The organism is Exiguobacterium sp. s78, assembly GCF_018618985.1.
GTDB lineage: Bacteria > Bacillota > Bacilli > Exiguobacteriales > Exiguobacteriaceae > Exiguobacterium_A > Exiguobacterium_A abrahamii.
The window spans coordinates 1,556,416-1,582,447 of sequence record NZ_JACSNB010000001.1; the positions used below are offsets into that span (position 1 = coordinate 1,556,416).

Here is a 26,032-nt window from a genome sequence, read left to right on the forward strand (position 1 = left end):
GGCAACGAAAAATCGTTGTCGGTCTTCTGTATCAACGGAATGATGTCACACCGATTCATTCGATTCTTGTTGATTTTTTGCAACTAACTTTTCACGCTGTTTTTTCTCATCTTCAGTCCACCAGCCGTGGATCAGTAAGACGAGTCCAAGAATCAACGCACTCATCGGGAAATATGTTAAGTAATACTCACCAAGGTTTTCTCCTAGAAATTCTGGAGATAATTCAATATACGCTCGGAACATCTGAACGATGAAGAATAAGAAAAAACTTGTAATGAGTGCATATGTACCGTAGCGATAACTTGTATTTTTCATATGAAGGCTCCTTTCTAAAACATACTCTAATGTAAATCATTCAAGGAATACATCAAATTCCCTCTTTTTACATTATCATTTTTAAGAATGTTTCCAAAAGCATGATAAGATAGTTTTAGAATCGATTGAACGAAGGAGTGGAACACGTCGTGAACTTTAACTTATTCAAAAATCATGTCCGGTTTAAGATTGCACTCGAATTGATTGATCGCGAAGACGGCTTATCAATCATGCAACTGAATCAACGTTTAACGGATGTACCGCAGTCGACCTTATACCGGCAAGTCAATGCGATGATGGACGATCAGTTGTTGAAAATCGTCGCCGTCCAGCGCGTCGGAAAAGTCGAGGAAAAAATCTATGCCTTGAACACGAGCGGTTATCAAATCAGCGAAGCAGACTGGAACAGTGCGACGTACGATGAAAAAGTGAACTTCGTCTCGTTCTACTTCATGTATGTCTTGCAGCAGTACCAGACGTACTTCGAACAGACCGTTCAAACGCAAGGTCAGGACCACTCGACGTTCTCGATCGCGAAATTGCAACTGACGGATGAAACCTTCAATGATTTTCAACAGGACATGCGAACATTGCTCGAAAAATATCATCACCTAGAGACAGAAGACCAGGCAACTGAACGGACCGTCTCACTCGTCATCTTGCCCTAAACACGCTCCGTTTCTAGAAGAGTATTTTCACCAAACTGAAACGAGACAACATTGTGAGGGAGAGAAAATAGACCCCATGAAACGGATCAAAGAAGATCTTGATGCAATTGTACTGGATACGTTAAACATAAAAGCAGAACAGATTCTAAAGATTGGTGAAGGAGCTTGGCACACTGTATATAAGTTAAAAAGAGTAGATGATCAAGACCTTGTAATTCGCATAAAAAAGAATGAGGCTTATGGGGAGTTGCAACAGATTGATGAACAAGAGCTGACTACAGAGTATGAGTCTACGAAAGCTTACTATTTACATGCCAATACAAGTGACCAAAATGTCTGTCCTGACTTTTATCAGTATTTTATTGAAGATGACACAGTATTTACAGTAGAAACGTTCATGGGTCGTGGAACAGATTTATTGTTACTCGATCAGAATAAAGCCCATTCTTACGGTACGAAATTAGGACAAATTTTTCATCGTATACACAACCAGAAAACCTCTATTGTTGGTTTCGGGGAACTGCACTGGCAAGTGGAAACTTTACAAGGTAGTGATTTAAGAAACGAGGATGAATTATGGCTGGAAGAAAATGAACACGTCTTAACCGCCTTAAATGCTCTCATTCACTCTAATCTTTGCTTTGATAAAGAAAAAGTCAGTCAGCATATTCATGCTTTAATTGAAAATAGACGAACTCAGGTTCAAAAGATCTCGCTCGTGAATCAAGATGTAACACCAGAAAATTTAATTTTAAGTGATAAACACATTGCAATCATTGACCCGTTTCCAAGATTGGACTTTGATTTGAAATATGCAGCTTACTTTGTTTTTTGTTACAATTTTTTGTTACCAGCCTTCTCAAATGCTCCACGATACATAAATCAAGCATATCAAGAAAAAAGTTATGTTCTTAACAAAATAGCTGATGGATTCATAAGCGGATATTGCTCTAACGTGGTTGGAGACGAACTCACCACTCAAACTCGACGGATACTGGATGATTATACATTATGGGTATTGCAAGAAGCTTATGAGCACTACGACATTCTAAATCATCCTCATCTCAATCTTAAAACAACGCAACAGATGGGGAATCGAGAAATGATAACTGTTCGGTTACATCTATGTCTCGAAGAATTAGAAAAACGGTGTACGGAATCAGAGTAGAGGCTGACGCAAACTCTAGTCTCGACAAAGATAAAAAGAATGACGCTTTACACGCCACTCCTACAGGAAAAGCGCATTTTTGCGCTGTCAGAGACAAACAAGACCCGCTTTCCTGCTTGAATGAAGCAGGAAAACTGGCTTGTGTCTCGCCTGAGGAAAGGGCGTGAGAAAGCGAATCATTCTTTTTTTGAGTCAACTTCTTTATGTATCCCACTTAGTTTCGTCATACGGAAACGAGAGATGACGTATCCAGTGACTCACTTTCGATCACGATCGCTGTTAAACCCGTATCCGTCTTCGTTTCGTGCCATTCTCCTTGTTTCCAAAACACGGCTTCCCCACACTGAACATTTATGTAGTCATCCGTTTCCCCTCTTACAAAGCCCTCACCCTCTACAATTAATAGAAGTTGCGGCACGACAGCCTGGTGATAACCGACCACGCCATCCTTCTCTAAATGGATGCATCCGATATGCGTCACTTTTTCCGTCTGCATGATCCGTGACATCACAAAGTTCGAATCAAATTTCGTGATCTTCTTACCAACCTCTTTTTTGAATTGATAAATCTGCATATAAGCCTCCTTAAAATCATGATTCGTTTGATAGTTCGTTTTTCATTTAAACTATTTGATTCAAATCGCATTTGGAAAATTTTGATAAGAGAAGTTTATCATAGCTCTAACTGATTGAGAACTAACGATGATTCGTCTATGGCATTGACTTTTCTATTTTCATTATTGATAATGGTAATAGAAAAGGAGGGTTTTTTATGAACACAGATTTCTCTGCCTTATCACAAATCAACTGGGAACAATTCCTGCCCCTATTATTGATTTACATCTCCATCAACCTGATTCTACTCAGCTGCGCCTGTATCGATTGGTTTAGACGGAAGGACCGGATCGCGACACCGACTACTTGGTTATTGATTATTCTCCTCGTCCAGCCGATTGGCTCGATTCTCTACTTCGTCCTCGGAAGGAGGATGACAGCATGATTCAGATTTCTCATCTCCAGCTTTCACTTCAACGACGTCTTATCTTAGACGATATTTCCTTTACGATTCACGAACATGAATGTCTTGGACTGATTGGTCCGAATGGTGCCGGAAAGACGACACTCCTGAAATGTCTGAGCGGCATGATCGAGAGTGACCGTGGTTCGATCACGATGTCTTCGCGCTCCATCCGTCAACAGCAGCAATCGATCGGCTACTTATCACAACAGACCGACTTTAAGCCTTGGATGACGTGCGAACAATCATTACGTTTTTTCGGTCGCTTGTCAGGTCTCGATCGCGCAACGTTAAATAAGCGGATTCCGGACGTTCTAAATGAAGTTGGACTCCACGATCAACAAACAGAAGTCATCGAACGCTTGTCCGGCGGGATGCGCCAACGTCTCGGAATCGCCCAAGCCATCTTACATGAACCGATATTTTTGATTCTCGACGAACCGGCTTCCGCCCTTGATCCGAGTGGTCGACATGATATCAATCAATTGATCCTCCGCTTAAAGAAACGGATGACGATCATCGTCTCAACGCACCTCTTAGAAGACGCAAAGACGTGTTGCGATCGCTTCCTCGTCATTAAACACGGAAAATTGTTAGGTCCACTCGACAATCAACGCAACGTGGATCAATATCGGATTCAAGTCGAGACGCTTACAGCTGCCCCGTCTTTTTCTGCGACACTATTTCCACGAGTCGAGATTGATCGAATCAACCCGTGCTGCTATCAGTTCTCCGCGCAGCAGCCGCTTGATCTCTCGCAGTTAGCGACTACTCTGATTCAGCTAGGATGGTCGATTGCTTCGATTGCCTATCAACCGATCAGACTCGAGGAACGGTTCCTCGACATGGTGGCAGACGTATGAGGACCTTTTATACGCTGACATGGACCGAGTGGTTGGAAGCATGGAAAGAATGGAAGATCGTTTGGTTACCGCTGTTCTTCATTGCCCTCGGGGTGACACAACCATTACTGTTGATGTACATGGATGTCTTGCTCGCACACGTCGGAAATGCAGACGGAATCATCGTTGATCCGAATCGTCCTACTCCGCAACCGCTTGACGTCTTCAGCGCAACGATCCACGGACAGTTCAATCAGCTCGGCTTGATTGTCCTGATCATGAGCTTCATGGGATTGCTTGCTTCAGACCGACAAACTGGCATGCAGGATTTCATTCTGACGCGTCCCGTCTCGCGAAATATCTATCTGCTGTCGAAATGGTTCAGTCACGGGATGATTAGTCTATTCGGGATTCTGATCGGCGCACTCACGTCCTATAGTTTGACCGTCTATTGGTTCGGATCTCTCTCACCGATGCTTGCACTTCGCATCATTCTCGATTTTAGTCTTTGGACGTTATTCGTCGTCAGTCTGACACTTCTGATCAGCACCTTTTTGCAACGCGCCGTTCCGATCGGCATCCTGTCGCTCGTCGTTTCCTTGCTACTCGTCGCACTTCCTTCGCTAATGCCAGACATTCTATTCTTTATGCCTGGTGCGCTACTGTCGCTTCCATCGCACACGTCGTTTTTTTCTTCGTCCCATCTAATCGGTGTCGCTTCTTGTCTCATTTGGATTCTTCTCACACTCGGCTGGTCAGCACTTCGGTTCCGAAAAACGGCTTATTGATCCACCGCTACAACACAAAAAGGATAACGGAGCCGTTCAGCCGTCCGTTATCCTTTGTTTGCTTGTGTCTTTCGAATCGTTCGTTGCCTTGGATGCACGGCAAGTTTTGCTTGGCGCATCTGTTCGACGGCAGGATCCGTCGCAGCATCGAACGCAACTAAACTCGGGTAGTGCCCGACGAGACGTCCCTGCTCTAAGATCGCGAAGCTGTCGCAAAGTTGCTCGGCAGCTTTAATGTCATGGGTGATGAAGACATATGTTAGACCGTGTAGCCGCTTCAAGTCAGCTAGCAATGCAAGAATCAATCGTTTGTTGACCATGTCGAGGCTACTGACTGCTTCGTCTAAAACGATCAGACGTGGTTCAGCAGCAATCGCTCGCGCAATCGCGATTCGCTGCAGTTGCCCGCCACTGAACTGCGCCGGATATTTTGTCAGATCCGTCGCCTTGAGCCCGACTTGTTCGATAAGCGTGACGAGACGCTGTTGCCGTGCTTCACCCTTTAAACGAATGAAGTTATCAAGCGGTTCGGCGATGATATCGGCAGCCGTCAGCTTCGGATTGACCGCAGCGAAGGAATCCTGAAAGACGACTTGGACGTCACCTTGAAATGGTCGTTTTGTCGCATGCCGGTCGATACCGTTGAACCAGATCGTACCGCTTGACGGGCGTTCGAGTCCGAGCAACAATCGTCCGAGCGTACTTTTCCCGGCACCACTCGACCCGAGCAATCCGAGACAGCGTCCCGCTTCAAGCGTCAACGACACATCATGTAAGACGGTCTGTGCTGGTCGAAACCGGCGTTTATAGACGTGTGAGACTTGATCGATCTGTAGTAAACTCATCCGAACGCCTCCCTTCCTAGATGCTGTGCAAGAAGTGACTGTGTATACGGATGTTGCGGTCGATCAAACAATTCAAAAACATCTGCTTGCTCAACGATCCGTCCTTGCTGCATGACGAGGACATCGTCTGCAAGTTCAGCGATCACACCTAGATCATGCGAGATGAGTAACATCGCCGTTCCGTAAGTTGCCCGCATCCGTTCGAGTAATTCAAGAACCGTCTTCTGATTGAAGACATCGAGTGCCGTCGTCGGTTCGTCGGCAATCAAGACGCTTGGGCGCAGGGCAACGGCTAAGGCGATCATGATCCGTTGCAACATCCCCCCACTCAGTTCGAATGGATAAGCTTTGAGCAATCGGGCGGCATCCGTCAGATTGACTTCTTCGAGTGCCGTCATCGCTTGTTGTTTCGCTTCACGTTTCGAACAACGTGAATGGGTCTGAATCGTCTCGATCAACTGGTGCCCGATCGAATAGACCGGTGTGAAGGCACTCATCGGATTTTGCATGATGAACGCAATCTCACCGCCTCGAATCGTTCGGACGGTTCGTTCGGATAGAGACATGATTGATCTGCCATTCAGTTGGATGTCACCGGTGACGTCTGTCGTCTGCGGATTGAGCAGACGCATCAAAGCGAGACTCGTCACCGTCTTCCCACAACCACTCTCTCCGACAAGACCGAGGATCCGACCAGGTTGAATCGAGAATGATACCTCTTCAATCAGTGTCACTTGTTGTTTCGTACGGACGGTCAGACCGTCGACAGCTAAGATCGGTTCGATACGGGCACCTCCTCTCATTTCATCGTTTTTGACACACCGAATCGTTCTGCTAACTGTTCTCCTACTAGGTTAAAGCTGATGATGACGAGCATGATCGCAAGTCCCGGATAAATCATCAATTCCGGATTCGTCCGGATGTACGATTTTCCTTCGTGAATCATCGCCCCCCACTCGGCTGTCGGTGACTGGACACCAAGACCGAGGAACGACATCGCCGAGATATCCATGATCGCCCAGCCCATCTCAAGCGTCCCGATGACGAGCAGCGGTGGTAAGATGTTCGGCAGAATATGCGTCCGAATGATCTTCCACGAAGACGAACCGTTGACACGAGCAGCGGCGATGAACGCTTCCGTCTTCAACGTCATGACCATTCCGCGGAACATCCGCGCGTAGTAGACCCACTGGACGAGCATCAAGGCGATGATGACTTGCTTGAGACCTGGACCGAAGATACCGACGAGACCGAGGACGAGAATCAGACTCGGAAATGCCATCACACCGTCACACAGGCGCATCAAGAGTTGATCGATCCAGCTACCACGATAGCCGGCTAGTGTTCCGACGAACAGTCCGATCGCAAGTGAGGCGATGAAAATCAACACGGCGCAACCGAGTGAGATCCGCGCGCCGTAAATCAAGCGCGATAAGAGACAGCGTCCGAGCTGGTCCGTTCCGAGCGGATAGGCTGACGACGGACCATGAAGCTTTTGCGTCAAGTCGACGAGGTTCGGATCATGCGGCGCGATCCATGGTGCGAACAAAGCAATGCCTGCCATCCCGATTAAGACGAATGCACAAAGATAAAGAAGCGGTGTATACCGCGACCGGATCATTGTTGCTGGAAGTGGAGTATTCATACCGTCCCTCCTTTTTTCGCTAGGCGTGGATCGAGCACGGCTTGAATGATGTCGACGAGCAAACTGCTACCGATGAAGACGAGTGCCGCGAGAAAGACGTAGCCTTGGATGACCGGCATATCCCGATCAAAGATTGCTTCAATGAAGTAGCGACCGAATCCTGGCCACGAGAAGACGGTCTCGACGATGATCGTTCCCGTCAGCAACTTCCCAAGGTTCATCCCAAGACCCGTGATCATCGGCGGAATCGCCATCCGAAGGACGTGTTTCCCAAGAATCCGTCCTTCCTTCAATCCGCGTGTCCGGGCAAATAAGACATACGGTTCATTCAACGCTTCGATCACACTACCGCGCAGCAATCGCGTATACAGGGCGATCAACGGAAAGGCGAGTGTCAATGCCGGTAAGATCAAGTGCATCACACTTCCCGTCCCACCGACCGGAAACCAATCCAGCTGGACGGCAAAGAAGAAGATAAATAGATATCCGAGCCAAAACGACGGGATTGAAGCCCCGATGAAGGCGATTGCCCGACTGAGATGATCAAAGAATCCATTCTTCTTGATCCCGGCAAGGAACCCGAGCGGGATACTGATGACGAGTGCGAGCAGTAGACTTGTCACTGCCAGCTCGACCGTTGGTGGTAAGCGGAGCAAGACATCTTCTAGGACCGGTTTTCCGGAAAGATACGATGAGCCGAAATCGAGCTGCGCCAGGCGGATGACGGCATCGAAGTATTGTTGATAGAACGGTTGATCGAGTCCGAATTCTGCTCGTTTGGCAGCGAGTAGTTCATCCGTCGGTTGGATATGAGCAGCGGACAGATAGGCCTGTGCCGGATCAACCGGTGACAAATGAATCAACCCTGTCAGAATCAAGACCGCCAGTAACAAAATCGGGATGACGGATAATATGCGTTTGACGAGGAAGACCCCCATGTCATCCCTCCTTTACTTAATGCCGATCCGGGCAAATGGACTCTCATCCCGGTTCGCCGGGAACTGGAAGTTCGTCACGTCCGACTGATAGACCGCCATCTTCTTCAAGTACGAGATCGGAATCAATGCCCCTTGATCTTGGAGAGATGGCAGAATGTCGGCGTACATCTTCTGACGCTTCGTCTCGTCTGTCGTCTTCAAGACATCTTTAATCTCTTGCAACAGTTGTTCTTTATTCGGATAAGCCGAAATCGCTTCTTTGAAGCCGAAGCCATCCGTATCAATCAGGTTCACGAACGTATGCGGATCATACGGTGCACCGAAGTTGCTGTAGAAGTTGATGTCAAATCGGTTGTCCTTGAAGCGCTGGACTTGATCCGGTAATTCGACAGCTTCCGTCTTCAGCTCGACGCCGATTTTCGACCATTCCGACTGGAGTGTTTCGGCCATCGCCTTTTGGACCTGCTCGGCCGCATCATACATCATTCCGATTTGCAGCGGTTGACCATCCTTGACGCGGATCGTTTCACCTTTCGGCAGTTTCCAACCTGCTTCATCTAGGAGACGATTCGCTTCCTTGACGTCATAATCTCGTTGCTTCACTTTCAGGTTCGACGTGTACGGCATGTTCGGTGGCAACAGGTAGTCAGCTGGTGCTTCTATTCCCGACGTGATCCCTTCGACGAGAGCGGCTTTATCAAACCCGTGCTGGAGCGCCTGGCGGACGCGTTCGTCAGACAGACGCTTATTTTTCGTATTCAAGACGAGAAGACGCGTCGCGACTGGTTCGGACATTTCTGTCTTGTAGGATTTATCCGTCTTCAACTGGTTGAAGGCATCGATGCTGATCGCCCCTTCACCGTAAATCAGATCAACTTGTCCTTTTTCGAGTGCTAAGACACGTGTCTCCGCATCCGGGATGATGTCGACCTTAATGTGATCGATGTTCGGCTTCGGACCCCAATAGTTCTTGTTGACCTTAAACGTCGCATACTGATCCGGTTTGTATTCGTCGAGCATCCATGGACCTGTCCCGACTTCCTTTTTGACACCCTTCGACGTATCGCCGTTTTCAGGGAATCCCGCTTCTCCGAGGAAACGGACCGGGCGGACGACCGCGAGTTCCTGAATCGTCGGGTAATAGGCTTCGGATAATGTCAGGCGGAACGTCTTCGCATCGACAGCTTCTGTCTTCTCAATTTTCGTGATGAAGCCAAGCCAGCTATGTAAGGCTTTTTGTTTGAGGATCGCGTCAAAGTTCTTTTTGACGATCGCTGCGTCGAACGTCGAACCGTCCGAGAACTTGACGCCGTCACGGAGCGTGAACGTATACGTTTTTCCGTCCGGAGAGATCTTCCAAGACGAGGCTAAATATGGCTCGAGCTTTCCACCTTCTCCGTAGTGGACGAGTGGCTCATAGATCATCGACTGTGCGAACAGTTGTGATGGGTTGTAGACGTGCGGGTTCATCGTTCCGACGTCGCGTGGCCACGCGAGCGTCAATGTATCTTTATCTTTTCGCTCTCCTGTCGACTCGCCCGGGTTCGAGCAGCCGATCAATAATGATGTCAAAGACAGGATCGAGACAGTAGAAATCAGTAATTTTTTACGGTTAACGTTCATGGTAGGCAGAACTCCCAACTTGTATTGATAATCATTTTCAATTGTAAGAGGGAAAGGTAAGGATTGTCAATGGATAATCTAGATGTTAACTGGACGTAAAGGCGCTTTTTGACAGGATTTCCACGCTTAACTGAGTAACATTCTGTGTACGCCTCTTGTTTGTCAATAATTGTAATCAACTGTGTTAAGCGGTATCCTAGTTTGTATGTTGCGTTTCTTCTCTAACGAAATCATTTGCACGGAAAGGATGATATGATGTCACGACTGGTTTCCTCCATCTCGCTTGTGTTGCTCAGTCTGCTCTTAGTGCTCCCTTTACTGATGCTCGATGGACTGATTTTCTACGTCGGAGATGTGTCCTACGACTCGTTCGTTGGTTGTCTGGTGTTTCTCGTATGTTTCTATCTCGCTAGCCTGGTCGTCAGCATCGTATTCGACGGGATGATGCGTGCGCTCGGTGGACTGTTTAAGCGTCGCCTCTCGAACATACTGTTTGCTGTCGTGAACGGTTCCGTCAGTTTGAGCGTCTTACTTTGGATGGACCTCTACGTTGCGTCGATCACGATTTCTCTCGCGACAAAAGTCGTGCTGGTATCTGTACATACGGTATTGTTTTACCTGATTCATCAATCGAGCGATTCGACTGTTCCGTCTTCTGAAGACAACGTACAACATGATCCAATCGTCCAAGACGCCATCCGCTTGTTAGAAGATACCGATCCTGTGTCCTGCGTTGAACAGTTATGCCTCAAATACCCCGAGCTTCCGAAAAAGGACATCATTCGGATCGTTTATCGACTTAATGGCAACTAAAAAGACCTGATCGTTTCTGAAGGGATTCAGAAGCGTCAGGTCTTTTAGTGTAACTAGAAATGAAACGCACAACTTTTTATAACGAAATAAGATGCAATGGAACCCGTTTAGCTGAATAGAGAAACAATCCAACTGATCAAAATACCGACGAACGCAAAGTCAGAATCCCCGAATGTCGTCCCTTCGAATCCGAGATTGCCGAGCAGTGGTAAGAGGAATGCCGGTAAAAAGCTAATCAGAATACCATTTGCAAATGAGCCAAGTATTGCACCTCGTCTTCCACCAGTCGCATTACCGAATACGCCAGCAGCAGCACCCGTGAAGAAGTGTGGTACTAATCCAGGCACGATGATTGATAATCCGAGTAAAGGTAAGAAGAACATTGAAATCAATCCAGCGACAAAACTGGATAGGAAGCCGATGATGACCGCGTTTGGTGCGAATGGGAAAACTGTCGGGCAATCTAGCGCCGGTTTGGCATTTGGAACTAGTTTATCCGCAATTCCTTTAAACGCTGGTACGATTTCAGAAATTAACATCCGAACACCGGCAAGTACGATATAGACTCCTGCTGCGAACGTAATGGCTTGAATGATGGAGAAGACGATATAGTTCGAACCACTCGATAATTCTTTTTCAATAAATCCTGGTCCAGCAAACAGAGCAACGACAACAAAAAGTAATGTCATCGTCAAAGAAACGGCAACGGATGTATCTCTTAAGAAGCCTAGTTGTTTGGGCACCTTAATTTGCTCAGTTGAGTGTTCTTTATTTCCTGCATATTTACCAATCGTTCCAGAAATAAAGTATCCAAGGGAACCAAAGTGGCCGACTGCAAAGTCATCAGAACCAGTGATTTGTCGAACGAAAGGTTGCAAGAGAGCTGGAAAAAGAACCATACATAATCCCAGTAGAACCGAACCTACAACAACTAATAGAACGCCACTCAATCCGGAAACTGAAAGTATTGCCGCAAGTAAACTCGCCATGAATAACGTATGATGTCCAGTCAAGAAGATGTACTTGAATGGTGTAAATCGAGCCAAAACAATGTTCATGACCATTCCGAACACCATGATCATTGCCGTCTCTACACCAAATGCATCTTGAGCAACTGCTACGATTGCTTCGTTATTTGGAATGATTCCCCGAATGCTGAATGCGTGATCGAACATTTTACTAAAGATTTCGAGTGCTGCGATGATAACACCGGCTCCTGCTCCAATAATGATAAAGCCCATGATTGTCTTCAGTGTCCCCGAAACAACTGTCGCAATATCCTTTTTTTGCAACAGTAATCCAACAAGAGCAAATATACCGAGCAAAATTGCTGGTGTCCCTAAAATATCTCGCATAAGTAAATCAAGCAAGGTCAGTCCCCCCTTCTGTTATGTGTTGTTAGTTAAAGTCTCGTACTAAGTTGTGCCTTAATGTCTTCGATATTCATGACATTTTCAAGAGCAACAATGTCACGAGTGCCGTTGTCGAGCGAAATAATGATGTCTTTTGCACCTAAATAAATATCAGCCGGTTCCGTTTGTGCAGTCGAGAGATCCGTATGAGAAACATCTGCTTGTTTCCCCATTTGTTCAAGTGCCTTTTTAACGTTAAGTTCCATGATGAAACTTGATCCAAGTCCGTTTCCACATACCACTAAAATTTTCTTCATGATTTAGTCCTCCTCAGAATATGGTTCAATGATTGTTTCGATATCTGTTACAGAGTTTGCTTCTAGTAAACGTGTGACATCTGCTTGATTTCCTAAAAGATTCGTCAGTTGGCTTAGCGCTTTTAGATGCGTTGTTTGATCAATGGCTGCAAGAACAAAAAACAGACGTACTTCTTTATCTTGAGGAAATAAAACAGGTTCTTCTAACTTCAAAATACTCATTCCTAGTTGAAGTACACCGTCTTCCGGTCGTGCGTGTGGAATCGCCACATCTGGCATTAAGACAATATATGGACCATGAGACTCAACGTTTTGAATCATCGTTTCGATATACGCTGGTTGAATTTTCTTTTCAAGTAGTAAAGGACTTGCTGCCACTCGAATGGCATCCATCCATGATTCCACCCGTTGGTGTATCTGTATTTGGTTTGTTGTGATTAAATCATTTAGCACCGGTTGCCCTCCTTGTAGCAGTTTTGGTTGTCTTGGATATAACAGCTGATTTAATTCCTGTCGTAACGCTGATTCACTTTGGATTGTTGCATGTTGTTTGATGACAGCAATCAAATCCTCCAATTGAATTTCATCTGATTGGTTTCGTTTTAGAAAACGCTGCTCCACCGACCGTCTTAATGTAATTTGCTCAAAACGTGTCGGCAAGGTAGGTACAAGCATGACATCTGCCTGCAAATGAATACTCTCTTCTAACGGAACTGTCGTAAAAATCACATCGATAATTTCCACGAATTGACCCACTTCACGTTGTGACACCGGTGGTAAAAATACAATCTCAGGAAATTGATTTTTTAGAATGTAATCAAGCATATGCGATACACTAATCCCACTTGGACAGACAACAATTGCTTTTAACTTTTTATCCAATTGCTCTCCTTGCTGATTTAGATGTGTGGCAAAGTGAAGCGTATAATACATGATTTCGACATCTGGTATGTCTTGATTCATCAACTTGCGGAATGGTTCTAACGCTTTCGATACAAGAACATGTAATACTTGGTGTTCTTCCATGACATACCGCTTTAATTCCGATGATGATTCCAAACCTGAATAGAGGCGCTGCATCGTAGCTTTCGAGTGAAGTACTAACTTTTCACAAAGAGCCTCTTTTTCGATAATGAAAGTGCAAGAAATCGTCTCAAAATGAGTAATCACCTCATGCATGATTTTGAAAAGACGAGCATGAAGATCTTTTTGAATTTCCTCTTCCACCTTCGGACCACTTTGGATAAGGAGATCTAACGTATCAACAAATAATGTCCGTTCTTCGAAATAAGAAATGAGAGTTGAATCAATGTTCTTCACGAACAGCGGTTCTTCACTGGGTACAACTTCCTTGATAGCTATTGATCGACCTAACATCAAAAAATAAGATAGTTTCTCTCGATGCTCTTCTACAAATTGGAATTGTTGTTCTGCTTCATATGATTCAATGTGTTGTTTCGCTTTAATTAAACGCTCTGACCAATCATCAATGATCATAGACATCAAATCGTTTTTCGTAGAAAGTCGAATTAATCGCTCAATCGCTCGGTACATATACAAATAAATCGTTTGTAGATGCCCATAGAAGTGATATCCATCTTTTCGAGAATAATTGAGTGTAATCCCAAATTGAACCGCGTCTTTTTTCACAGCGTTTAAACTTTCTTGCACTGTAAACTTCGATACATTTAACAACTGCTGATAATGAACGGAAGATACAAAATCTTTTTCCACCATCGTATAGAATGTGATCAACAACTCACGTTCTTCTTCCGAAAAGATTAATTCAGCTTTCTCTAATTTCTCTCCAATCCCCTTATCAGATGGAATCGTCAAAATCGGTCCATTCACATCAATCAACGGTAATTGATGATATCCAAGCCATTCTTGAATACGTTCGATTTCATACTCTAAAGTTCGTTTAGAATACGGTAAGATTGTTAATAAAAATGGAATTTGTACGATTTCTTCATGAAGCATCACATGAAGGATTCGTTTACTTTTTTCGTTCAATAACATAAGTGGAGGCCTCCTACGCATTCAGTATAAAACGAAAACACCATCTTTTTGTAAGCGTTTACGATTGATGTTTGTTCTTGCTATTAACAAAAAACTGTCTCTAATTCTTGAGAACAAAAAAAACACTCATTCGTCACATGAGTGTTTTACAAGCGATTTAATTTTTATTTGTATTTTACCATAATAAGCCAAACAACCTGTTCTATACCGAATAAATATTCTTCAGATTGATAGTCTTCACTCTTTTACTAACTCATAAAACTGATACGTATTCTTCCCAGACGACTTAGCGGCATATAGCGCAACATCCGCCTGTTGTAATAAGGCTTGCAACTCTGGACGAAACGCAGTGTCATACAACACGATCCCGATACTCGTCGACACCCGGTAGTCCGTTTCCCACTCACTTAACGCAGTGACGATCCGCTTTGCGAGTCGTTCCCACCCTGCCCTTGAATCCGAATGACCGAAATGAAGAATGAATTCATCACCGCCTAAGCGTACGGCTATCGCGTCGTCTTGTTGGCGGACGAACTGTCGTAAGCGTTGTGCGACTTCTTGCAGGACGATGTCCCCCGTCTCGTGTCCATAGACATCGTTGACCTGCTTAAAGCCATCGAGATCAAGGAAGAAGACAGCTCCTGTCTGCCCGGGATGCTCCTCGAACTGCTTCGTTAAGTACCGCCGATTGTGCAGTCCTGTCAACGCATCCTTCCAAGCATGACGCTCAAGCTCCAAGTAGTACAAGAAGAGTCGAACGATTCGTTGCAATAGCTGAACATTCTTCTGTTCATACAAGCTGACCCGATTATTGATCGCACATAATGTGCCGAACGTCTCCCCGCTCGTCAAGACGATTGGAATACCCAAGTAAGACCGGACGTGAGCCTCCTCCAGACCCTTTCGCCAGTCGCCGAGTTGTTCCGCGTTCGGAATATCTTCGAGGACGACCGGCTGTCTCGCCTCGAAATCAATCAGCTTACACAACGATTGGTTCAATTCAATCTGCATGCCTTCCACCATCGGGATATCTGCTTTGTCGTTCGCAATCTTCAACATCCGTTGTTGTCCTGCTTCGATCGCTGATAAATACAGCATCTGGTCCGGTAGAATCTCTTTTGCAAAATCGAGGACATCATCCGCCAATTCATCAAAATTTTGATACATCTTCAAGTCTTCAAATGCTTGATTCATACAGCACCTCATTTCGAAGTCATCTTCTGCAGCGTATCTGATTTGAAAAACGAAAAGGTTACATTTATTACCACTTTCTCTTTTGACTATCGTTTAAACCTGTTTTTGTAAAAAGCGTTCGATGGTCCTATTTCTAGTCCTAAATGAGAAAGATTATCATTTTTTTATTTTCGTATAGTTTATAGAAGTAAAAAATTCAGACAGCCAATTGACTGGAAATTAGCGTTGCGTCTTCCAAATTCATTTGCTATGATTCTCGGTGAACATGACAATGATAATCATTATCACTTATTGAGAACAGATTAATCACGTAGATATACATAATCCATCTGCTACTCAATCCTTGATTTATGCGTTATCAAATTAAACAAAAGGAGCTGAATCATCATGGGGAAATGGAAAACACCACTCGTCGTGAGTTCGCTTGCTGTTTTACTCGCAGCATGCGGGAACGCAGGAGAAGCAGACACGAAGAAGAACGCGGAGGCACCGAAGACGGTCAAAATCAAGGACGCACACGGAACGGTCAACGTCCCAGTTGATCCGAAGAAAGTCGTCGCACTCGATAACCGAACGTTCGAAACACTTGCTGCATGGGACGTCGAACTTGCAGCAGCACCAGTCGGACTACTCCCGGCTGAGTCACCATACGCAAAAGACAAGGATATCGTCGACGTCGGCATGCACTTCGAACCGAACCTCGAAGCGATTGCTGGTGTTAATCCAGACGTCGTCATCGTCGGCCAGCGTTTCGCTGATCATTACGAAGACATCAAAAAACTCGTCCCGAACGCCGCTGTCATCGACCTTGACATCGCTTTACCGGAAGACTCTGGTACGCCAGGTGAGTTACTCGTCAAAGGACTTGAAGATACGACTGAGACACTCGGACAAATCTTCGATAAAAAACAAGAAGCTGACCAGCTCGTGACAACGCTTGAGCAATCGATCAAAGACGTTAAAAAATCGTATAACGGACAGGACAGCGTCATGTCGGTCATCGTCTCGGGCGGCGATATCGGATTCTCGGCTCCGATGAGTGGACGTGTCTTCGGACCGATGTATGATCTGTTCGACTGGAAACCAGCACTCGAAGTCAAACAAAAATCGGGCAACGACCAAGGTGATGAAGTCTCGGTCGAAGCGATTGCTCAAAGTAACCCGGACTGGTTACTCGTCCTTGACCGCGACGCACCACTTGGAAACGCTGAAGGTGCCGTACCGGCGCAAGACGTCATCGACCGCGCGCCTGCCCTGCAGAAAACAAAAGCAATCAAAGACGACAATATCGTCTACGCACCAAAAGATACGTACTTGAATGAATCGATCCAGACTTACTCGGAATTCTTCAACGATATCGCGAAAGCACTTGCGAAGTAATGGCACACGCACAGCAACAAATGAATGGAAGAGTTGAGCCACCCGCTCGACCTTCCTTTTCTGTCGTTTGGACGAAGCCGTTCGTCTTGACCTTATGTCTCGTCTTAGCGCTCGCAGCGGCTTCCCTCTTCACGGGCGTCTACGAACTACGTAGTGCTGCGAACGATTTCGATATGTTCTGGATCACGCGAGTTCCGCGAACGCTTGCCTTGATGCTGACGGGTGCTGCGATGGCAATGGCAGGACTCGTCATGCAACTGATCACGCAAAATCGGCTCGTTGAACCGACGACGACGGGAACGATCGAATGGGCGGGACTCGGACTGTTAGCCGTTTACTTACTCGTTCCGGCACCGTCCTTGTTGATGCGGATGACCGGAGCCATCGTGTTTGCGTTCATCGGGACGATGGTCTTCTTCTGGTTTCTCCGTTCGGTCCGACTGCGTTCATCGTTGATCGTCCCGATCATCGGTCTGATGCTCGGAGCCGTCATCTCCGCGATTTCGACGTTTCTCGGACTATTTTTCCGTGCCAGCCAAGCGATCGAAGGCTGGTTCGTCGGTTCGTTCGCGTCCGTCCAGATCGGTCGCTACGAATACCTCTGGATCATCATCGGTGTCACAGTCTGTATCTTCTTTCTTGCGAGTCGCTTGACGCTCGTCGGACTCGGCGAAGACGTCGCGACGAGTCTTGGCGTCAACTACAATCGACTGATGCTGATCGCGACCGGGCTGATCGCCCTATCAGTCGGTGTCGTCGCGACCGTCATCGGCAATCTGCCCTTCCTCGGCTTGATCGTTCCGAACATCGTCTCGATGTTTCGCGGTGACGATCTCCGTAGTAATCTGCCGTGGGTCTGTCTGATTGGGATGGCGACGATTCTAATCAGTGATTTGATTTCACGCACGATCATCCGTCCGTTTGAACTACCGGTCTCCTTGATTCTCGGAACGGTCGGGGCAGCCGTCTTCATCATCATTCTGTTACGTCGACGGAAGACTGGAGGTGTCAGATGAGTACCGCGATTAGACAACAGAAACATACACGAATTCAACCGAGCGTTACACGTGAAACCAATCGCCGGGCGTCTGCGTTTCAGTCGAAACGACTCGAGCGCCGCTACTGGATTCTCCTCATCCTGTTCCTCAGCGGCGGAGTGCTCAGTACGATTGGTCTCTTGCTCTACAATAATCCGGTTCCGTTTGATTCTCCGTCCTTTTGGCCGGTCGTCGAACGCCGGATCACGGCAGTCATCACGATGGCGATTGCAGCAATTTGCCAAAGTCTTGCGACCGTCGCCTTTCATTCGGTCACGAGTAACCGGATCATCACACCGTCCCTGCTTGGTTTTGACGCTCTCTACTCGACGATCCAGACATCGATGATCTTCTTCTTCGGTGCGGGAGCACTCGTCGGCTTTACCGGCACGAGCGCCTTTTTGACACAGGTCGCGATCATGCTCGCGATGAGCCTCTTATTATACGGATGGCTCTTATCCGGAAAATACGCGAACCTGCAGCTGATGTTGCTCGTCGGAATCATTCTCGGCACTGGTCTGAACTCGCTGTCGTCGTTCATGCGAAAGATGCTCGCACCGTCCGAGTTCGATATCTTACAAGCACGATTATTCGGTTCGGTTACGAATGCCGACGCGGCTTACTTCCCGATCGTCATTCCGGTCGTCCTCATCGTCGGTCTGTTGCTCTTCTTCTCGTCAAGACGACTCAACGTCGTCGCGCTTGGAAAAGAGGTCGCGACATCGTTCGGCGTCAATCATCGTGGCAGTGTCATCTACTTCTTGATTCTGATTTCACTCCTGATGTCGATGTCGACGGCATTGATTGGACCGTTGACGTTCTTCGGCTTTTTAGTCGCGACACTTAGTTATCAGGTCGCTGCGACGTATGATCACAAATACGTCTTCCCGATGGCATTCGCGATTGGTTTCTTCGTTTTGACGACTGCCTATTTCTTCATGTATCACATTTTCAACACGCCAAGCGTCGTCTCCGTCATCATCGAACTGTTCGGCGGTCTGATTTTCCTTGTCGTGTTGCTTAGAAAGAGGTCCCTATGATATCACTCGAACGCGTTAAAAAATCGTATACGGATGAGGTCCGGATCGGTCCAATCGACTTAACGATTCCAAAAGGTGGATTCACGGCGTTGATTGGTCCAAACGGTGCCGGGAAGTCGACGACATTAATGATGATCGGTCGTTTGCTTGATCTCGATGCCGGGCAGATTGAAGTCGCTGGCATGGATGTCACGAGTAGCAAATCGAAAGACTTAGCGAAGATCATCACCATCCTGCGGCAGGAAAATCATTTCGTAACCCGGCTGACAGTCCGGCAGCTCGTCGGCTTCGGACGTTTCCCCTACTCAAAAGGTCGCTTGACGGCTGACGATGAGACGATCATCTCGAAATACATCGATTTTCTCGAGTTGACGTCGCTTGAGAACCGCTACCTCGATGAATTATCGGGCGGACAGCGGCAACGGGCATATGTCGCGATGGTACTCTGTCAGGAAACGGAATACATTCTACTCGACGAACCCCTCAATAACCTTGATATCGCCCGCTCGGTCCAAATGATGGGTTATCTACGACACGTCGCCGATACGTTTGGACGGACGATCATCACCGTCTTGCACGACATCAATTTTGCTGCGAAATATGCCGATCACATCTGTGCGATGAAGGACGGACAAATTGCCGCTTTCGGAACGGTCGCCGAAGTCATGGATGAAGCGCTGTTATCCGAGATCTTCGAGACCCATCTTGAGATCATCGAAGGTCCATACGGTCCGATTGCCGTCTATTGATACTTTATATAGAAATGAGGAATGAATGATGCAGATCGATTGGCTACCCCTAGAACAGGTAACGCAAGAAGGCGAACACACTTACACGTTTCATTTGCAACGTCCGGATGGTTTCGTTTGGGAGGAAGGCGCCCATACGCATATGGCGCTAGAAGGGTTTAATGCAGGTGAAAAACCGAACCGTAGTCTGATTCGGCATATGTCGATCTCGACGCTCCCTCATGAAGAAACGATCGGCATCACGACACGGATCAAACCGGAATGTTCCGTCTTTAAGGAGACACTTCGGCAGCTGAAACTAGGTGAGAAGATTGCTTTGTTTAAGACGCATTCGAACATTCCACTACGTCGGGAAAATCGTACGGTGTACTTACTGTCAGCAGGCGTTGGTCTGGCAACGTTTCGACCAATCATCCTGCAACATCAGGCTGACAGAAGTGGCATTCCGCACATGTACTCGTTGAATGTCGACTCGGCGCGCACTGAACTATTCAAAACTCAGCTTCCTTCGCACGAGCAGTTTAGCCCCGCTTATGTCGAGAGTCGCTCCGCTTACTACGATGCTGTCAAAGCGATGACAGAGGATAAGGAAGGGTTGTTCTACATCGTTGGCAGTGATGAATTTCTCCGAGACACGATTGACGTGTTGCAGGCTGCTAACATTCCGGCAGCACAGATCATGATTGATAAACGCCAGGACCAGCGAGATACGTTTTTTGCATAAGGTATCAATGATTAGACTTCAGCATTGACTGGAGTCTTTTTGTTTTCTCAAAATAAAGAATTGGTATGTGATCTGTAAATATTTGTTATGATAAGTGCATCAACTGACTTTTGGAGGGTTGCTTATGAATTTTGTATTTGATCTCGACGGCACAATCTGTTTTAAAGGAAAACCGATGTCTCAAGACATCGTACAGGCGCTTCATGCAGTCGAGGACGACGGACACCGTGTGATTTTTGCTTCAGCACGTCCTATCCGTGACATGCTACCCGTCATTCATCCTTCTTTCCACGACCATATCTTAATCGGCGGAAACGGATCGTTGGTCGCATCGGAACAAACAATCGTTCAGTCCAAATCGTTCGACGATCGTGAGCTTTCCCTTATTACGGGATTACTCGACAAGCATAAAGCCACATATTTAATCGATAGTGACTGGAATTATACATATAACGGACCGCAAGACCATCCTATCCTGAACAATTTAGATCCGGCTAAGACGGCACAAAATGTTCCGCTATCTCACCATGATCGAATCATAAAAATCCTCATTTTGAGTGCCAACAATTTGAAATCCTTAGAAAACGAGCTACTTCGAATGGATGTCGTTGTTCATTATCATGGATCGGAACAAGTATTGGATATCAGTCCAACCAGCATCAATAAACGGACTGCTTTACAAAGTCTTGGTATCGAGAACGAGGGATACATTGCTTTTGGGAATGACGCGAATGATATCGAGCTATTCAAAGGAGCACAGTATGCGGTCATGATTGGAAGCCATAAATCACTCCGTTTTTACGCAGATCACACCATTGACTCCACCAGTCCTTTAGAATCTCACATAGTCGAACAAATCAGGCATCTAAGCCAAAAATACGTCTATTCCACGTCGTATTCCTAAATAACGCCTGGTGAAATTTTCGGATCAATAGTTACTCATCCAAAGAGGAATACGATGGGTAAGAATAATCCGCTCATCAAGAGCATTCCTACTAGGACAGCGATACTCGATTTGAAAACCGACAGCGTTTGTTCTTCTAGTGGCTTAAATCGTTTTACGGGAATGAGCATGGTCAATGAAGCAACGACTAATGCAAGCGGCTCAAGAATCGTTCGGCTCACTGAAAAGAAAATATCGATCATTAAAAAGACATGTAATACAAAGAAAAATCCCAATAAGCGAATGATCATTGCTTTATTCATATGTACTCCTTCATGGTTACTATATATTTGATTTGTTTCATGAAACAGAATGCACTTTAATTATAGCGCTCCACAGAATAATTTTGGAAACGCATTCAAATAACTGGTGATTTAGTATCGTTGTAAGTCATACTGACAGTAGATATTAGAAAAGGAGTGTTGAAGATGGAATACAAAAAAGGACTCGAAGGCGTCATTGCCGCTGAAACACAAATCGGTTTAGTAGATGGAACGTTAGGTCACCTTATCTATCGCGGACACTGGGCAAAGGAACTCGCATTATCCTATTCATTCGAAGAAGTGGCGTATTTCATCTGGAATGGTGAATTCCCGACTGAATCGGAACTTTTGACATTCAAAGAACAGATGACGAGTTATCGCGAACTTCCTTCTTACGTTAAAACGATTCTCGATACATTGCCGAACGAGATGGATGTCATGAGTACGATGCGAACAGCAATCTCGGCACTTGGTACACCCGCTTTCGCTTGGCCACCGACAATTGATCAAGCGATGCACGTAACAGCACTCTTACCAACAATCATTGCCTATAAATATCAAAAAAATCAAGGTGCTGACTTCATCGAACCGAATCCGGAACTCGATCATGTCGCGAATTACATCTATATGATCAAAGGACAATTACCGAGTGACGTCGAGATCAAAGCATTGACGGCGTATCTGATCTTAACGATTGAACACGGTATGAATGCTTCGACGTTTGCTTCCCGTGTCGTCGTCTCGACGGAATCGGAAATAATTTCTGGCGTCTGTGCTGCGATTGGTTCCATGAAAGGACCGCTTCATGGTGGCGCCCCGTCAGAAGTCATTGAGATGATTGATGAAATCGGAACGATCGATAACATCGAACCTTGGATCCGGAACAAATTAGAAAAAGGCGAAAAACTGATGGGCTTTGGTCATCGTGTCTATAAAACTCGCGATCCGCGTTCAGAAGCCTTGAAAGTCGTCTCAAAGGATCTCGCACAAGAGAGCGATTGGTTCAACCTAATTACACAAATGGAGCAAACAGCAATCGATTTACTCGAGGAATACAAACCGGGTAGAAAACTGTATACGAATGTTGAATTCTTCGCGGCAGCCGTCTTAAAAGGACTCGACATTCCGAAAGAACTGTTCACACCGACGTTCACCTCTAGCCGTATCATCGGCTGGACGGCACACATCCTCGAACAATCGCAAGACAACCGGATCTTCAGACCTCAATCGTCATATACAGGACAGATGCCGGAACAAGCAGCTAAGTTTTGATTAATCTCTAGTTACGATCAAAAAATGGACCGATGCCTGACATCGGTCCATTTGCTATGGCGTTTTATTTAACGATAGTTTCTAATGAGAAATCTAGTACTTCCACTTCACACCCTGCCGCTTCTACATCCGGACTACACGCATACGGTCCAATCTTCAAATCGGTCACGTCATGTAAGTGTGCGATCCGGAGTTGCTCTTTGTGCTCTCCTGTTACGTGATACAACGTGACATCTTGATTGAGATAGTGGAGTTCAAAGACAAGCGGTGCATCAAACAGCGTATTGTCGACATCCCGGCACGACCAGTCCGAGTACCCGAAGCTCGTCACGACGGCACCCAGATGCGATGGACCATCCGGAATGAACTCAGCCGAGATCTTCACCCAGTGATCGTCGTTCACATAAAGCAAAATCCCCGCCTGATCATATGTCGCATTCGGGTTTAATTTTACTTCGATTCGGCACTTGAACTCCCCTTCCGGAGCATCCTGCAACAGTGCATGCCCCGTCAGACGGTTGAACTGATAATGGGTATTGCGCCAAAAATCCGTATCCGGATCCGTCATGAAACGTAACGGTGTTTCCTGTTCGATACGTGTCGGTGGGTTTAACCAACTTGTATTCTTCATCGAATTCTCCCCTTTTTAATCATTGATGATTGATTGAATCTTTATTTTAGTGACGCATCGATCCCTTTTACCATACCGTTCACTAGCTTTTTTTGATAACTGTCAGATGCTAATTTTTGATCTTCTGTTGGATTTGACATGAAGCCCATTTCAATCAACACAACAGGAGTCTTCGACCAATTGAAACCCGTCAGATCTTTTCGTGGAACAAGTCCAGTTCCGTAACTCTTTTTCGCCTTCGTCGATTCAATCAAGTGCTTCAACATGATGGTTGCTTGTTTTTTACTCGTCTTATTGATCGCCTTCGTCACTTGATCATCTGGATATAAGACGGAGATTCCTTCTACCTTTCGATCCGTGCTTCCGTCTGCATGAATCCGAACGGTTAAGGCAGCTTTCTTCGCATTACAATATTTTGCACGCTCTGCATTACTGATGTTGACATCGTGTGTCGTTCGCGTCATATGTACCCGATATCCCTTTTTCACTAATGCAGCTTTTAATTTCAATCCGACTTGTAAATTCAGTTTATACTCTGGAATTTTCGTCTTTACTCCGCTCGTCCCCGCGCTCACTTTCACTTTCATGACCTTCGAACGTGGAGCGACCGGTTCTTTTGCTAAGTTTTGCTTTTTTTGATGACCTGGATCAATACAAATCGTTTCCTTCTTTGACGTCGATTTCGCCTGTCCATCGAGTGGCATCGCACTTCCAATCAATAAACCTAACATGATGAGTAAACCAATCCGTTTCACTTTTCATCACACTCCATACCATCCATTTTGCAAAACTTATTAACGTCCTCTTAGCTTCCGTAACTTTCGATAGCCACGAATGAGCATATCGAGCATACAATCCCTCCTATTTTCTATGAACCCTTAGACTACTTGACGAAGTCGTTGCATATCCTTATTCAATGCTGATCGTTTCAAACGTCTGTTCCGTATTAAGTATTGCACATCTGACCGGTTATCGTACATAAGTTGGATATGGAAATAATTGATATATTCAAGAATTGCGAATACATATAATAACAAGGCAAGTTGTATTCCGGAGACAGGAAGCTCAGATCGGAAACGCATCCAATCGATTCCGAACGCACACGCTGTCAGGACGATCAAAGCCAGATTGATGACACGACAGTGACGTAATCGTCGGACGACGGGTAACGGGGTGAATGACGTTCCTTCCTTCTTCAGACGCTTTGACTTGCTGTACCAATACCAAGCTCCTTGAATCAACAACAGCTCAAACAAAAACAGTGACATCCAAAAGGCACTGAGTTCAAATAACTGCAGTCGTGGAAAGACACGATTACCAAACCAACTCAGCGGTAAAATCGTGACGACCGTGAACAATTCTCCTCGGTACAGATAGGCGAGTCGTTCCGCAACGAGCTGCTTCATGGCGTCACCCATTCGATCCGGAACTTACTTCCTGGACCAAGCCGTGCGATCAATGGTTGATCAGCCTCAATCACGCGTCCGAGGACGTTGACTCGCTCATCCGCAGGTAGATTACGTTTCGTAATTTGAACCTCGCCCGCGTATCGTCCGTATTTTTCATTATCGATCGTGATCGTTCCAAGCGGACGGGCAGACGAATCTTGCAGTGTTAGATCGATCGTCGACGGCTTCATCCGCGACTCGACGGATCGAATGACATCCCGCGCTGGATCAAACCGATTCGTTTCCGTCTCCCGTTGTGCTTGCTGTCCGTTCGCGAGTGCCCGCAGTACGATGATTCCGTCTTGCTCTGCTTCGAATTGCCGAATCGTCGCCTCCGTCAATCGTGGATCCCCAACAAGAATTCGATCAACGGTCGCTTTTAAGTCGATGTAACTGGCAAACGGTGCCGCATGCCGGTGTTCTTCAAGTGTCGGTAACGTCTCAAACAACGGTCCACGGAGTATTCCGTCACCCGGTATGAACGCTTGAACTCGTAATCCTTGCGCCTGCAACCAGGCATTCTTTGCATCAAACCACGTCCGGTCGAGTCCTGTTTCCGGTCGCGGATAAAAATTATGCCACGCTTCCGTTCGATCGATTCGCAGCCCGTGTGCCTGCATCTCCGTCAATTCATCTGCTGTTAACGTACTGGCGTTCAGTGCGACCATCATCTGATTGGATAACGTCGCGATTTGCTGCGGACTGATGCCGTAATCAAGACGGAGTCCGGTTACACCCCAGTCCGTTAACGTCGCTGCCGTCTCCCATGTCTTGCCAAGCGTCGCGAGCGACGCTGGTGCGATGTCCGCCACGAGTTCGAATCCGAGCTCACGTGCTAAGCGACCGAGTGCTTGCAAGCGTTCGACGTACAGTGAAGAATCGTCCTCGGGAATATGTAGCGATGTAAAGAGCGACGTAAAGCCAACAGCGCGCATCCGCTGTAGCCACTCGCTCGTCTCGTCTGTGATCGGTTCACTTAAATAGATTGATAATCCTTTCAT

General features: G+C 46.3%; 29 protein-coding genes. 13 read left to right on the forward strand and 16 right to left on the reverse strand.

Translation table 11 applies throughout. The features are described from left to right. Window positions 1-45 precede the first annotated feature (45 nt). Window positions 46-315: a hypothetical protein gene (locus KNQ18_RS08135; RefSeq protein ID WP_058705074.1), complete on the reverse strand. Its 270-nt coding sequence runs from the start codon at window positions 313-315 to the stop codon at window positions 46-48. Window positions 316-464: 149 nt separating this feature from the next. On the opposite strand from KNQ18_RS08135, the gene KNQ18_RS08140 reads away from it, so the two are divergent. Together KNQ18_RS08140 and KNQ18_RS08145 are read left to right on the forward strand one after the other, a co-directional pair. Further along, the gene (locus KNQ18_RS08140) at window positions 465-983 is read left to right on the forward strand and encodes a helix-turn-helix domain-containing protein (protein ID WP_149427172.1); all 519 of its coding nucleotides are present in this window, start codon (window positions 465-467) and stop codon (window positions 981-983) included. A 76-nt stretch (window positions 984-1,059) separates the two neighbouring features. Further along, window positions 1,060-2,151, forward strand: coding sequence for a hypothetical protein (locus KNQ18_RS08145; protein WP_149427171.1), 1,092 nt, complete (start codon window positions 1,060-1,062; stop codon window positions 2,149-2,151). 223 nt (window positions 2,152-2,374) lie between these two features. On the opposite strand, the gene KNQ18_RS08150 is transcribed toward KNQ18_RS08145, so the two are convergent. Further along, window positions 2,375-2,725 carry a hypothetical protein gene (locus KNQ18_RS08150; protein ID WP_064300068.1) on the reverse strand — a complete coding sequence of 117 codons (351 nt, stop codon included), beginning with the start codon at window positions 2,723-2,725 and terminating at the stop codon, window positions 2,375-2,377. Between the two features lie 197 nt (window positions 2,726-2,922). On the opposite strand from KNQ18_RS08150, the gene KNQ18_RS08155 reads away from it, so the two are divergent. From KNQ18_RS08155 to KNQ18_RS08165, 3 genes are read left to right on the forward strand one after another with little or no spacing between them, the layout of a single operon-like run. Further along, window positions 2,923-3,150 carry a PLDc N-terminal domain-containing protein gene (locus KNQ18_RS08155; RefSeq protein WP_064300069.1) on the forward strand — a complete coding sequence of 76 codons (228 nt, stop codon included), beginning with the start codon at window positions 2,923-2,925 and terminating at the stop codon, window positions 3,148-3,150. After that, complete coding sequence (locus KNQ18_RS08160; protein WP_215084440.1) at window positions 3,147-4,031, forward strand: ABC transporter ATP-binding protein; 885 nt, start codon at window positions 3,147-3,149, stop codon at window positions 4,029-4,031. Before KNQ18_RS08155 ends, KNQ18_RS08160 begins: the two co-directional genes overlap by 4 nt. Further along, entirely contained in the window at window positions 4,028-4,798 is a 771-nt protein-coding gene (locus KNQ18_RS08165; RefSeq protein WP_149427169.1) for an ABC transporter permease, read from the forward strand. Before KNQ18_RS08160 ends, KNQ18_RS08165 begins: the two co-directional genes overlap by 4 nt. Window positions 4,799-4,845: 47 nt before the next feature. Here KNQ18_RS08165 and KNQ18_RS08170 read toward each other — a convergent pair whose 3' ends face one another. From KNQ18_RS08170 to nikA, 5 genes are read right to left on the reverse strand one after another with little or no spacing between them, the layout of a single operon-like run. Beyond that, a complete protein-coding gene (locus KNQ18_RS08170) occupies window positions 4,846-5,643 on the reverse strand; it encodes an ATP-binding cassette domain-containing protein (RefSeq protein WP_215084442.1) in 798 nt (265 codons plus the stop codon). Further along, window positions 5,640-6,446 carry an ABC transporter ATP-binding protein gene (locus KNQ18_RS08175; RefSeq protein WP_215084444.1) on the reverse strand — a complete coding sequence of 269 codons (807 nt, stop codon included), beginning with the start codon at window positions 6,444-6,446 and terminating at the stop codon, window positions 5,640-5,642. Before KNQ18_RS08175 ends, KNQ18_RS08170 begins: the two co-directional genes overlap by 4 nt. Further along, a complete protein-coding gene (gene nikC, locus KNQ18_RS08180) occupies window positions 6,443-7,288 on the reverse strand; it encodes a nickel ABC transporter permease subunit NikC (RefSeq protein WP_483299401.1) in 846 nt (281 codons plus the stop codon). Before nikC ends, KNQ18_RS08175 begins: the two co-directional genes overlap by 4 nt. Continuing rightward, on the reverse strand, window positions 7,285-8,226 hold the full coding sequence (nikB, locus tag KNQ18_RS08185) for a nickel ABC transporter permease (protein WP_215084445.1): 942 nt from the start codon (window positions 8,224-8,226) through the stop codon (window positions 7,285-7,287). Before nikB ends, nikC begins: the two co-directional genes overlap by 4 nt. 12 nt (window positions 8,227-8,238) lie before the next feature. Next, the gene (nikA, locus tag KNQ18_RS08190; protein ID WP_215084447.1) at window positions 8,239-9,849 is read right to left on the reverse strand and encodes a nickel ABC transporter substrate-binding protein; all 1,611 of its coding nucleotides are present in this window, start codon (window positions 9,847-9,849) and stop codon (window positions 8,239-8,241) included. A gap of 255 nt (window positions 9,850-10,104) precedes the next feature. Between nikA and KNQ18_RS08195 the strand changes: the two genes are divergently transcribed. After that, window positions 10,105-10,662, forward strand: coding sequence for a hypothetical protein (locus KNQ18_RS08195; protein ID WP_215084449.1), 558 nt, complete (start codon window positions 10,105-10,107; stop codon window positions 10,660-10,662). A gap of 107 nt (window positions 10,663-10,769) precedes the next feature. On the opposite strand, the gene KNQ18_RS08200 is transcribed toward KNQ18_RS08195, so the two are convergent. The 4 genes from KNQ18_RS08200 to KNQ18_RS08215 form a co-directional block, all read right to left on the reverse strand. Then, the gene (locus KNQ18_RS08200; protein WP_047395867.1) at window positions 10,770-12,032 is read right to left on the reverse strand and encodes a PTS ascorbate transporter subunit IIC; all 1,263 of its coding nucleotides are present in this window, start codon (window positions 12,030-12,032) and stop codon (window positions 10,770-10,772) included. 32 nt (window positions 12,033-12,064) lie between these two features. Next, window positions 12,065-12,331 (reverse strand): PTS sugar transporter subunit IIB, encoded by a 267-nt coding sequence (locus tag KNQ18_RS08205; RefSeq protein WP_058705306.1) that lies wholly within the window; start codon window positions 12,329-12,331, stop codon window positions 12,065-12,067. 3 nt (window positions 12,332-12,334) lie between these two features. Then, window positions 12,335-14,350, reverse strand: a complete 2,016-nt coding sequence (locus tag KNQ18_RS08210; RefSeq protein ID WP_214857347.1) for a BglG family transcription antiterminator — start codon at window positions 14,348-14,350, stop codon at window positions 12,335-12,337. Window positions 14,351-14,587: 237 nt separating this feature from the next. Beyond that, window positions 14,588-15,544, reverse strand: a complete 957-nt coding sequence (locus KNQ18_RS08215; protein ID WP_215084451.1) for a sensor domain-containing diguanylate cyclase — start codon at window positions 15,542-15,544, stop codon at window positions 14,588-14,590. Window positions 15,545-15,931: 387 nt separating this feature from the next. Between KNQ18_RS08215 and KNQ18_RS08220 the strand changes: the two genes are divergently transcribed. The 6 genes from KNQ18_RS08220 (at window position 15,932) to KNQ18_RS08245 (ending at window position 21,378) form a co-directional block, all read left to right on the forward strand. After that, entirely contained in the window at window positions 15,932-16,924 is a 993-nt protein-coding gene (locus KNQ18_RS08220) for a siderophore ABC transporter substrate-binding protein (protein ID WP_215084453.1), read from the forward strand. 20 nt (window positions 16,925-16,944) lie between these two features. Then, window positions 16,945-17,940 (forward strand): ABC transporter permease, encoded by a 996-nt coding sequence (locus KNQ18_RS08225; RefSeq protein WP_215084837.1) that lies wholly within the window; start codon window positions 16,945-16,947, stop codon window positions 17,938-17,940. Then, window positions 17,937-19,001: an iron chelate uptake ABC transporter family permease subunit gene (locus KNQ18_RS08230; RefSeq protein WP_215084455.1), complete on the forward strand. Its 1,065-nt coding sequence runs from the start codon at window positions 17,937-17,939 to the stop codon at window positions 18,999-19,001. The genes KNQ18_RS08225 and KNQ18_RS08230 overlap by 4 nt, the downstream gene beginning before the upstream one ends. After that, entirely contained in the window at window positions 18,998-19,750 is a 753-nt protein-coding gene (locus tag KNQ18_RS08235) for an iron ABC transporter ATP-binding protein (RefSeq protein WP_214722862.1), read from the forward strand. The genes KNQ18_RS08230 and KNQ18_RS08235 overlap by 4 nt, the downstream gene beginning before the upstream one ends. Before the next feature lie 28 nt (window positions 19,751-19,778). Next, window positions 19,779-20,474: an FAD-dependent oxidoreductase gene (locus KNQ18_RS08240; RefSeq protein WP_215084457.1), complete on the forward strand. Its 696-nt coding sequence runs from the start codon at window positions 19,779-19,781 to the stop codon at window positions 20,472-20,474. A gap of 124 nt (window positions 20,475-20,598) precedes the next feature. Continuing rightward, window positions 20,599-21,378: an HAD-IIB family hydrolase gene (locus KNQ18_RS08245; protein ID WP_215084458.1), complete on the forward strand. Its 780-nt coding sequence runs from the start codon at window positions 20,599-20,601 to the stop codon at window positions 21,376-21,378. Window positions 21,379-21,413: 35 nt separating this feature from the next. On the opposite strand, the gene KNQ18_RS08250 is transcribed toward KNQ18_RS08245, so the two are convergent. Next, the gene (locus KNQ18_RS08250; RefSeq protein WP_149427158.1) at window positions 21,414-21,680 is read right to left on the reverse strand and encodes a hypothetical protein; all 267 of its coding nucleotides are present in this window, start codon (window positions 21,678-21,680) and stop codon (window positions 21,414-21,416) included. 165 nt (window positions 21,681-21,845) lie between these two features. On the opposite strand from KNQ18_RS08250, the gene KNQ18_RS08255 reads away from it, so the two are divergent. Continuing rightward, entirely contained in the window at window positions 21,846-22,952 is a 1,107-nt protein-coding gene (locus KNQ18_RS08255) for a citrate synthase/methylcitrate synthase (RefSeq protein ID WP_215084460.1), read from the forward strand. Between the two features lie 64 nt (window positions 22,953-23,016). Here the strand turns inward: KNQ18_RS08255 and KNQ18_RS08260 are convergent, their stop codons facing one another. The 4 genes from KNQ18_RS08260 to KNQ18_RS08275 all read right to left on the reverse strand — a co-directional run bounded on the left by KNQ18_RS08260 (window position 23,017) and on the right by KNQ18_RS08275 (window position 26,032). Then, a complete protein-coding gene (locus KNQ18_RS08260) occupies window positions 23,017-23,583 on the reverse strand; it encodes a DUF1349 domain-containing protein (protein ID WP_215084462.1) in 567 nt (188 codons plus the stop codon). A gap of 41 nt (window positions 23,584-23,624) precedes the next feature. Continuing rightward, window positions 23,625-24,338: an N-acetylmuramoyl-L-alanine amidase gene (locus KNQ18_RS08265; protein ID WP_353049769.1), complete on the reverse strand. Its 714-nt coding sequence runs from the start codon at window positions 24,336-24,338 to the stop codon at window positions 23,625-23,627. Window positions 24,339-24,461: 123 nt separating this feature from the next. After that, entirely contained in the window at window positions 24,462-24,989 is a 528-nt protein-coding gene (locus KNQ18_RS08270; RefSeq protein ID WP_215084464.1) for a general stress protein, read from the reverse strand. Further along, complete coding sequence (locus tag KNQ18_RS08275) at window positions 24,986-26,032, reverse strand: DUF871 domain-containing protein (protein WP_215084466.1); 1,047 nt, start codon at window positions 26,030-26,032, stop codon at window positions 24,986-24,988. The genes KNQ18_RS08270 and KNQ18_RS08275 overlap by 4 nt, the downstream gene beginning before the upstream one ends.